Below are 1,438 nucleotides of genomic sequence, written 5' to 3'. Positions count from 1 at the left end.
ACCGACGCTCACGTTTCCCCATGACATTCTCTCCGTTCCATGTCGATTTGATTTCAATCTACTAGACCCTAAGAGAATTGTCCAATTCACTGTAGCCGATCCAAGTCGGTTCATTCGGCACTGGGGGGTTACTTCAAATGTCCTCCTTTTTCTATAGAACTATAAAGCATCGTTCAGGACTGAGTAGACACTAAGATATGAAGACCCTAGATGATGTTTGTAATCACCTAGGGTCTACTATTTCTTAAATGTTAACTTCTATTCCTCGTATCGTTGCTTACTGAATCGAGTTATCCAACCGTCTTCTGTATACAATTCGCCTGCCAAACCATCACTTACATCTCTAATACTTTCAACCTGTTCATCATCGCTAATTACTTTGATAACTATTCCTTCTTCTTGTTCAAGCGTGCAAAGTAGATGGTGTAATGTTGTATCTACAATTTTAGGAATTATCCATTTAAGCAACTCAACTGAAGCTGGGTTTTCTTCAATGATTTTATTGTAAACCATTTGTGCTCTGGGGCTTTTCATCCCTCCTGTAATAATTCTATCCCAGTCATCAATTGCTTCATCACGTACCTTTTGCATCAATACTTCTCCAAAGTAATCCAAGGGTCGCTTACTCATATCAACTTTCCTTTCTGTATTTTGTCAGTCATACCAAGGGATTCTTGTTGGGTTTCGAACAAGCTGTTCTCGTAAATTGAGCAAGGACTGCGTAACAAGATATCTTGCTTCATCTCTGGATGCTCCCCCTGCTTTTAACGCTTCTACTGCAATTCTTGTGTGCTCAAACAATGTGTTCGGTCTACCACTTTCTTTAAGTTCCTTGAAGAGACGACGTTGTGCTGTAGTCATATCTTGATGACTCCACCCTCGTTCTTTCATAAATGATTGGCTTATAGCAAATCCCTCTTCTGGACTATACGTTGCATGTCCTTTAAATCCAGCCTTCGCATGAACATGATGCCCACCAACATCTTTATATTTTCCGAGTTGCTTTGCGATATCCTTACGCAATTGATTACTTAGTGCTTTTCCAGCATTAGTCATCAGACTGTCAAGTGATGACATTAACTGGATATTATATACCACTTTATCAATTTCATTGGCAACACTATACATGTACTGGTCTCTGAGATAATCAGCAGACATTTCAGCAATTACTTTTGTATGAGCGTCCCCATTCTCCCACATCTTAGTAAAAACTCTAATTTGGTCTTGAATGTTGGAAGGTAATAACTCGTCTCCTTGTTTCCAGTGCCCCGTTGGGTCAACATACCTCAACGGATTATTCTCCACATACGTATACCGATTCAAACTAAGCGGATTATCCACTTGCCCCTTATACGTATCCTCCGATATAAACCTCCCCATCTTCGGATCATAATACCGCGCCCGCAAGTAGTAAAAACCGCTCTCCTTGTCGTACATC

General features: G+C 40.4%; 2 protein-coding genes. Both read right to left on the bottom strand.

All coding sequences use genetic code 11. The features are described 5' to 3' along the window. Nucleotides 1-258: 258 nt before the first annotated feature. Nucleotides 259-591: an epimerase gene (locus tag EDM60_RS28165; protein ID WP_229049917.1), complete on the bottom strand. Its 333-nt coding sequence runs from the start codon at nt 589-591 to the stop codon at nt 259-261. A 63-nt stretch (nt 592-654) separates the two neighbouring features. Next, on the bottom strand, nt 655-1,438 hold a 784-nt coding region (locus EDM60_RS28990), incomplete at its 5' end, for an RHS repeat-associated core domain-containing protein (protein WP_208715262.1).

This window comes from Brevibacillus parabrevis (assembly GCF_003710905.1).
GTDB lineage: Bacteria > Bacillota > Bacilli > Brevibacillales > Brevibacillaceae > Brevibacillus > Brevibacillus parabrevis.
Note: the sequence above shows the minus strand (reverse complement) of the source record. Positions and strands in the feature narration are given on the sequence as shown.

Bases quoted from the DNA above. Each gene is read 5' to 3' on its own strand.
- EDM60_RS28165 (WP_229049917.1), bottom strand. From the start codon at position 591: ATGCAAAAGGTACGTGATGAAGCAATTGATGACTGGGATAGAATTATT.